The sequence below is a fragment of the Bacillus siamensis KCTC 13613 genome (assembly GCF_000262045.1).
In the GTDB taxonomy this organism is placed as follows: domain Bacteria; phylum Bacillota; class Bacilli; order Bacillales; family Bacillaceae; genus Bacillus; species Bacillus siamensis.
The window spans coordinates 1-532 of the sequence record NZ_AJVF01000004.1; the positions used below are offsets into that span (position 1 = coordinate 1).

A 532-nucleotide genomic window follows, 5' to 3' on the forward strand; every position below is an offset into this window, starting at 1 on the left:
TGCTGGAAGTCAGCTTGGATGAACTGTTCGTTCGCTTCGGTTTCTGCGTATTCTTTCATTAGGTCGTGATCGAGCTTGCCGAGTTTATGTATCGTTTCGCTTCTTTTTTTGTCAGCTGAAGAAAGCTTCTGATCTGTGCTTTCCGTTGAAAATAAATCAAGCGAGATGATGTCATCGATCTCTCCGAGGATGGAGCGCATGTCCTTTTTCTGCTCTTCCATAATCGCCTTTGATTTACTGAGGGCATGGGTGAGTTCGTGCTCCAGAAATGATTCCTCCACATGCGAATTGGAAAGTCCGGCATCTTCGACCTTGCCGGGAAGGCTTGTGAGAAATGCGATTTTCATGTCGATCAGATCAAGCCAGCTGTCTGTGACGCCGGCGTGATCCTGGAAAAAGGCTTTGATGTTGTCGGCGCCCCAGCCTGAGAAATCATTGTCACCAAGATCAGCCATACCTTGAAAGGCTTTTTTCAGGTTGACCATCTGACCGCGCAGTTTTTTATATTCACCCGCGCGCTGTTTGGCAGCGG

At 48.1% G+C, this 532-nt stretch carries 1 protein-coding gene; it reads right to left on the minus strand.

Features of this window, described 5'->3' with window-relative positions; all coding sequences use genetic code 11:
• Positions 1 to 532: T7SS effector LXG polymorphic toxin (locus Y79_RS01000000119840; protein ID WP_016935920.1), on the minus strand; the 532-nt coding region annotated here is incomplete at both ends.